This is a genomic window from Bacillus sp. 7884-1 (assembly GCF_002272245.1).
GTDB lineage: Bacteria > Bacillota > Bacilli > Bacillales > Cytobacillaceae > Neobacillus.
Genome location: NZ_NPDD01000020.1, coordinates 50025 through 56892, shown reverse-complemented (window position 1 = coordinate 56892; position 6868 = coordinate 50025). Strand labels below are relative to the sequence as shown.

9 protein-coding genes are annotated in these 6868 nt (G+C 35.5%); all 9 read left to right on the top strand.

Going from position 1 to position 6868, the window contains the following annotated elements; translation table 11 throughout:
- The first annotated feature begins 153 nt into the window (after positions 1–153).
- The 9 genes from CHI06_RS03095 to CHI06_RS03055 all read left to right on the top strand — a co-directional run bounded on the left by CHI06_RS03095 (position 154) and on the right by CHI06_RS03055 (position 6848).
- Entirely contained in the window at positions 154–828 is a 675-nt protein-coding gene (locus CHI06_RS03095; protein ID WP_095246960.1) for a helix-turn-helix transcriptional regulator, read from the top strand.
- A gap of 93 nt (positions 829–921) precedes the next feature.
- Positions 922–1506, top strand: a complete 585-nt coding sequence (gene folE / locus CHI06_RS03090) for a GTP cyclohydrolase I FolE (protein ID WP_206021791.1) — start codon at positions 922–924, stop codon at positions 1504–1506.
- A 5-nt stretch (positions 1507–1511) separates the two neighbouring features.
- A complete protein-coding gene (locus tag CHI06_RS03085) occupies positions 1512–1712 on the top strand; it encodes a CDGSH iron-sulfur domain-containing protein (protein ID WP_095246958.1) in 201 nt (66 codons plus the stop codon).
- Between the two features lie 165 nt (positions 1713–1877).
- Positions 1878–2678 (top strand): hypothetical protein, encoded by an 801-nt coding sequence (locus CHI06_RS03080; RefSeq protein ID WP_095246957.1) that lies wholly within the window; start codon positions 1878–1880, stop codon positions 2676–2678.
- A 192-nt stretch (positions 2679–2870) separates the two neighbouring features.
- Entirely contained in the window at positions 2871–3590 is a 720-nt protein-coding gene (locus tag CHI06_RS03075; protein WP_095246956.1) for a YebC/PmpR family DNA-binding transcriptional regulator, read from the top strand.
- A 67-nt stretch (positions 3591–3657) separates the two neighbouring features.
- Positions 3658–4293: a pentapeptide repeat-containing protein gene (locus CHI06_RS03070; RefSeq protein ID WP_095246955.1), complete on the top strand. Its 636-nt coding sequence runs from the start codon at positions 3658–3660 to the stop codon at positions 4291–4293.
- Between the two features lie 129 nt (positions 4294–4422).
- On the top strand, positions 4423–5178 hold the full coding sequence (locus tag CHI06_RS03065; protein WP_095246954.1) for a GTP cyclohydrolase II: 756 nt from the start codon (positions 4423–4425) through the stop codon (positions 5176–5178).
- A complete protein-coding gene (gene ribD / locus CHI06_RS03060; protein ID WP_095246953.1) occupies positions 5171–6274 on the top strand; it encodes a bifunctional diaminohydroxyphosphoribosylaminopyrimidine deaminase/5-amino-6-(5-phosphoribosylamino)uracil reductase RibD in 1104 nt (367 codons plus the stop codon). The genes CHI06_RS03065 and ribD overlap by 8 nt, the downstream gene beginning before the upstream one ends.
- A gap of 1 nt (position 6275) precedes the next feature.
- Positions 6276–6848 carry a 5' nucleotidase, NT5C type gene (locus tag CHI06_RS03055; protein ID WP_095246952.1) on the top strand — a complete coding sequence of 191 codons (573 nt, stop codon included), beginning with the start codon at positions 6276–6278 and terminating at the stop codon, positions 6846–6848.
- The last annotated feature ends 20 nt before the right edge of the window (positions 6849–6868 follow it).

Sequence of the window (6868 nt, the reverse complement as noted above, 5' to 3'; positions counted from 1 at the left end):
TATTCATAGAAGCTTTCCTTAGTGGAGCACAAATCAACAGCCAAGTATAACAGATCCTAGTTTTAAATAAATCAAATTTTCCAATAAAAAACTTGAACTATTATACTTTTCCCTGAATATATTTAATCAAAGGTGAAAAAGGGTGGGTTGTTGATGAGTATCCTCGTTAATCATTTGTCAGAACCGCGCCGTAGAATCATTGGCCTAATAAAAAATAAAGGATCATCGACGATTAGCGAGCTGGCTGGAAGCATGGATATGAGTGGCGAAGCCGTACGTCAACACCTCGTACAACTAGAAAAAGAAGGGTGGGTTACTCGCTTTTCAGAGAATAACGGTGTTGGCCGTCCTTTATGGCAGTACCGCTTAACCACAGCAGGGGAACATCTATTCAATAAAAATTATGATCAATTAACGATTGAGGTTTTCGATACGTTAACACTTCTAGGGGAAGATGTACTTAAAAACCTGCTATCTGCGATGATTGAGGAAAGAATTCGCCAGTGGGAACCAAAATTAACTGGATTAAGTATAATCGAACGCTTAGACATATTAAAGGACTTTTATAATAAAGATGACTCATTTATGGAACTAGAAAATAAAGATAATTCTTATTCCCTTATAGAGCGTAACTGTCCATTCCATAATGTTGCTATAAAGCGGCCAATACTTTGTAGTGTAAGCGTTTCTGTATTAACTCATTTATTAGGGTGTTCTGTAAAGAGAGAGAAACGGCTTCAGAATGGTGATGGATGTTGTGCATTTCGGGTTCTTTTGAATGAACCTATTACTGAAAACACATCACGTATCATCATTGAGGATGAGTAATCCTATAAATCAAAAAGGAATGATGTGGTTTTGAAGAGTGAACAGCTGCTTATTTTATGTGAAAAATTTCCCCATTTATTTAACAAGCAAACCATTGAGGAAAATGGTAACTTAGCCAATGTTACGACTTTTACTGAAGCAATAAAACAATTAATTAAACTTTGCGGTGATGACCCAGAGCGTGATGGATTACAGGAAACGCCATATAGAGTGCTTAAAGCCTTCCTAGAGTACACGGAAGGATATCATGAAGATCCTAAACTTCACTTAGAAAAAACCTTTGATATCCACCATAAGGGGCTTATTTTAATAAAAGATATCGAGTTTTATTCTTTATGCGAACATCATTTTTCTCCATTCTTTGGAGTTGCTCATATTGGCTATATTCCAAAGGAGAAAATAACCGGCCTTTCCAAAATGGGGCGTTTGGTGGAAGGCTATGCTAAAAGATTCCAGGTCCAGGAGCGACTTACGACACAGATAGCGGAAGCGATTGAAGAAGTATTAGATCCAGAAGGAACAATTGTTGTCGTAGAAGCGAAGCATATGTGTATGTGCAGCAGAGGAATTAAGAAGGCGAACACTGTTACCACAACATCAAGTCTTCTTGGCATCTATGAAAATCGACCAGATCTTCGGGCTGAATTTTATTCACTTATAAAAAACGCAAGGGAGTAGGATATATGGAAAATAGAATAAAAATTTCTGATAATGGTCCATTGGAAGTAAGCGGTGAGTTTCAATTAGTTGATTCAGAAGGTAATGAATATACGAAAAAAGCAAAAGTTTATCTTTGCAGGTGCGGACTGTCCAACAAGAAACCATTTTGTGATGGGTCTCATAAAAGAGGCGGATTTGAAAGCAGCCCAAGAGCTTCAGGATAATGATTAGATAAGAAGCACAAAGAATGACATCATTTTGATGTCATTCTTTTTTTATAAAAACATACATTTAGAGCCTTTTTTTTAAAAAAGTGATGAAGCAAGAGTTTGTCTTTAACCTTTATATCCTTATTTAAATACTATAGTAATAAAAGGCAGGTGAGTAATATGTACTTGGTCGGTTTTTATTCGCCAAAAGCAAAATCAGGTGTAACGGAATTATCATTATCTATTTATCATTGGCTAAAAATGAATACTGATTTATCGGCTGCATTTATTTCTTATGGCACATTAGAAAAAGAAGGTCTTTCTGAAGAGGTAATCCATGATTTTTCTAAATTGACACTAACAGAACAAAAGCGGATTGTAAAAAAAATGAAGAAAGAGTTCGATATTATTATCTATGATGCCTCGAGTCAGCTTTCTGAAGGAGTATTAAAGCTATTGCCTATTGTGGACAGATTATTTGTTATTGGTGAAGAAAATACAGATTTTGCTGTCAAACTTCATCAAATCATCCAATTCAACAAAATTTTTGATAAAAGTGTAAAGAACTTCATTCAACATCTAAAAGGCAATAAAACCTTTATTATACGTGAAAATAAGGAAGGCCGTGTCATTGGCTTTAATTACACAAAAAAAGAAACAAATGATATTGGGCAAATGGTATACAGAGATTATGTAACGAGTTATTTAGAAGAAAAATTCATTGAGAAAAATGAAAAAATCTATAAAAAGATTAAACAAATTCCAAAAGAGACTTTGTTTCGTGGCTTATATGAGCTTGGAATTGATTTTGAAAAAGCATTACTTTTTCACGAATATGTTCTTTTGAGGGAAGCATTAGGGCAAAATTATCAGGAAGCACTCGAAAATCTATTCCCGTTATTAATCAATTCATCTTTTGTAGAAATACTAGAAAAGTTTCAAAATGAACTCAAATTTGTCACAAAACTAAAATTATCCTAAAAAAGTCAGGAACTATTTTCCCGACTTTTTTTCATTACAGCTATAAAGTATGCTTTTTACTACTTAACAAATTGCCCAAATACGGTATAATATTATTTGCATTAACGTATGATTTTCAGAAATTGGTTGAAGATGCAATCTATTTCTATTACTATTCTTATGTAGAGTCAATATTGAAAGTGAGTGGACAGTATGGGCCGTAAATGGAACAATATTAAAGAAAAGAAAGCCTCAAAGGATGCAAATACAAGCCGTATTTATGCAAAATTTGGAGTTGAAATTTATGTAGCAGCGAGAAGTGGGGAACCGAACCCTGAATCTAATCAAGCTTTAAAATTTGTATTAGAACGTGCTAAAACGTACAATGTACCAAGACACATTATTGACCGTGCGATAGACAAAGCTAAAGGCGGTTCAGAAGAAAGCTACTCTGAGCTTCGTTACGAAGGTTTCGGTCCTAATGGTTCAATGGTTATCGTTGACGCTTTAACCAATAACGTGAACCGTACAGCATCTGACGTTCGTGCTGCATTTGGTAAGAATGGCGGAAACATGGGAGTTAGCGGATCTGTTGCTTATATGTTTGATGCCACAGCGGTTATTGGTCTTGAAGGAAAAACAGCCGATGAAGTTCTTGAAATCTTAATGGAAGCTGATGTTGACGTACGTGACATCTTAGAAGAAGATGAATCCGTTATCGTTTATGCTGAACCAGAACAGTTCCATGCCGTTCAAGAAGCATTTAAAAATGTGGGAATCACTGAATTCACTGTCGCAGAATTAACGATGCTGGCACAAAACGAATTGACTCTTCCTGAGGATGCACAAGCAAAATTCGAAAAAATGATTGATGTATTGGAAGATCTTGAAGATGTTCAACGAATTTATCACAATGTCGATTTAGGTGAATAGTAGTTAATAAAGACCTTTGTTTAACAAAGGTCTTTTCTATTAGATTATTCGTAAGGATGGTTTTAAAATGGCAAATACTTTTAAAATTCAACAACCCAAAATTCCAGATGGTTTAACATCTATAGGTTTTCAACCAATGGAAGAGCCTTATTATGAAATGAGTATCATAAATGATTGTTCCATTAAGAGTGAAGAAATACATAGAATACGGTTCGAACAAGTTATTTTTAAAAATGTCACTTTTATAGATGTTTCTTTTAAAGGTATCGAATTAACAGACGTTATTTTTGATCACTGTGATTTATCCAATACAGATTTTAGAGATGGAAGCATTCATCGTGTTGAATTTAAAGACTCTAAAATCCTTGGACTTAATCTTTCCGACGCCTCACTCGGGAATGTTTTGTTTCAAAATTGCAATGCAAATTTGATTTCGTTTGGATATTCCAAACTAAAGCAAGTACGTTTTGATTCATGTTTACTTCGCAATGCTGACTATTATGAATCTAATTTTACTAAGGTGGCATTTAAAGAATGTGATTTAAATGAAGCCAATTTTGAACAAACCCCTTTAAAGGGGATTGATTTAAGTACCTGTACCTTTGATCGAATAAATGTTTCTATAAAAGATATAGCTGGCTGTGAAGTTACAGAAGAGCAAGCCTTAGGATTTGCACGATTATTAGGATTGATAATAAAATAGGAGTTATTAGGGAGCTCTCATTAGATTGCTCCCTCTTAAGGGTTATAAAAAAATTACCCATATCCCGCTCAAGGATAAGCATGAAATAAAAATGAATATGACAAACTAATAAAAAAAGGGGATATATAAATGAAACAAGGTCTTGATTCTAAGGTACTTTCGGTATTAGAAGATAAAATCCAATTAATAAAAACGGAAAAAGGGGCCATTTATTTAGTCGGACCTATAAAGCTTCCCGTTAATTTATACGGAGAAACTGTGGAGTTCAAATGGTACTGCTGGTTAAATTGTAATGAGGTTACAGAGGACTTCGAAAGGATTATCGATAAATTATCATCTTCTAACTTAGCTGAATTTCAGCAGTCAAGTGTCTTAGTTTATGGAGACTTTGAGTATGGAGCGGATGCGATTATTCGCATGCATTCCATTTGTCATACTGGTGATATTTTTGGCAGTAAGCGCTGTGATTGCGGCTACCAGCTTAAGCAATCGATGAAAATGATTCAAGAGCATGGAACAGGTGCATTGTTCTATTTAGCTAACCATGAGGGCAGAGGAATCGGTTTATTTAGTAAAGCAATGGCCTATGTACTACAAGAAAACGGATATGACACAGTAGAAGCGAATGAAGGTTTAGGGTTTGTTGATGATTCAAGGAACTATGGTGATGCCATTCAGGTTCTAAAAGCTATTCGTCGAAAACCAGTAACCTTAATGACAAACAATCCAAAAAAATTGAATGCGTTAAAAGAAGCCGGTTTAGAGGTCTCAGGACGTCAGCCTTTATGGGGAGATATTTCTGAATACAATGAGAAATATTTACAGACAAAAATTAAAAAGTCAGGTCATCTAGAAGCAGATGAAAGGACTTATCCAAATGACTAATCATGAATTTTATATGGATTTGGCATTAAAAAATGCACAGGCGATGAAAGGCCAAACAGACCCCAATCCATTGGTCGGTTCAGTTATTGTCAATGATAACCGTGTAGTAGGAATAGGTACTCACTTGAAGGCAGGAGAACCGCATGCAGAGATTCACGCGCTTCGGATGGCTGGTGATAAAGCAAAAGACGGTACCATTTATGTGACCCTTGAACCGTGTTCCCACCACGGAAGGACAGGACCTTGTGCCGTAGCTATTGTAGAAGCAGGAATTAAAAAGGTTGTGATTGCAACCCTTGATCCTAATCCGGTTGTATCAGGGAATGGTGTAAAAATTCTAGAGGATGCCGGAATCGAAGTTATTGTTGGAGTACGTCAAGAAGAATCACAAAATATGAACGAAGTTTTTAATAAATTTATTGTTGAGAAAAAACCGTTTGTTACATTGAAAGCAGGAATCACCCTAGATGGGAAAATTGCTACACATTCCTTTGATAGTAAATGGATTACTTCTGAGGAAGCACGAAGAGATGTTCATCATCTTAGAAATGAAAATATGGGCATCCTAGTTGGGGTAAACACAGTAATTAAGGATGATCCTGAGCTTACTACACGAATACCAAATGGCCGTAATCCGATTCGAATCGTTTTAGATTCTACTTTAAGAATCCCTTTAGAATCGAAGGTGATTACGGATAACCTGGCTGAAACATGGATATTTACAAGCGAGAATTTTGACAAAGAAAAGCGAAAAATCCTCGAGGACGCTGGAGTAATGGTATTTCAAACGACAGGATCAAAAAATGTTAATCCCGAGGAAGTCCTTCAACTATTAGGTGAAAAATTAGTCTCTTCTGTTTTAATTGAAGGAGGAGGAACGGTCAACTGGTCGTTCTTAGAAAAAAAATTAATTGATAAAGTAGTCTTGTATATGGCTCCAAAAATAATTGGCGGTCACAATGCTCCATCCTTTTTAGCTGGGGCTGGGTTTGATAAAATGAGAGACGCAGTGAATTTAACTAATCTATCTTTGCAGCAAATCGGCAGCGATTATAAATTTACAGGATATCCGATATACTCTCACGAGGGGCTTTGATATGAAATTTGGTTTTGATATTGATGATACTTTAATCAACCTGAGAGAACATGCATTTACGATTTACAATAAAAGGTTAAACAAAAACGTACCATCCGAAGTATTCCACGAGTTAAAAAGGGTTGAAATCCACGAGCCCTTTGGATTAACTGATGAAGAGGGAAGTGAAATGTGGAAAACTTCATTAGAGGAGATTTATTATACGGACTGCCCTCCTTTTCCAAATGCGGTTGAAATATTACAGGAACTAGCTAAAAAAGGGCATGAAATTTATTACATAACTGCGAGGCCGAAGGAACATGGAGAACGGACGAAAAAATGGATGAAAGAACAAGGTTTCCCTGTTCGCGATGACCGTTTTTATTATGGAATGCAAGATCATGAGAAGGTTGAAATTATCAAAGAATTAAAGTTAGATTATTATTTTGATGATAAAGCTGAGGTATTAGATACACTTTCACATGATTCCTTAAAAGTGTTTGTTAGGGACCAGTCATATAATCGGCATTTAAACTATCCTCGAATATTAGATTGGACCGACTTAAATGAAGTATTAAAAAATGAGCTTGAATAGAGAAAACAGAAGGGCATAGA

Excerpts from the sequence above, each read along its gene's own strand:
- CHI06_RS03095 (WP_095246960.1), top strand. The coding sequence starts at position 154 with ATGAGTATCCTCGTTAATCATTTGTCAGAACCGCGCCGTAGAATCATT.
- CHI06_RS03085 (WP_095246958.1), top strand. The coding sequence starts at position 1,512 with ATGGAAAATAGAATAAAAATTTCTGATAATGGTCCATTGGAAGTAAGC.
- CHI06_RS03080 (WP_095246957.1), top strand. The coding sequence starts at position 1,878 with ATGTACTTGGTCGGTTTTTATTCGCCAAAAGCAAAATCAGGTGTAACG.
- CHI06_RS03075 (WP_095246956.1), top strand. The coding sequence starts at position 2,871 with ATGGGCCGTAAATGGAACAATATTAAAGAAAAGAAAGCCTCAAAGGAT.
- CHI06_RS03070 (WP_095246955.1), top strand. The coding sequence starts at position 3,658 with ATGGCAAATACTTTTAAAATTCAACAACCCAAAATTCCAGATGGTTTA.
- CHI06_RS03065 (WP_095246954.1), top strand. The coding sequence starts at position 4,423 with ATGAAACAAGGTCTTGATTCTAAGGTACTTTCGGTATTAGAAGATAAA.
- ribD (WP_095246953.1), top strand. The coding sequence starts at position 5,171 with ATGACTAATCATGAATTTTATATGGATTTGGCATTAAAAAATGCACAG.
- CHI06_RS03055 (WP_095246952.1), top strand. The coding sequence starts at position 6,276 with ATGAAATTTGGTTTTGATATTGATGATACTTTAATCAACCTGAGAGAA.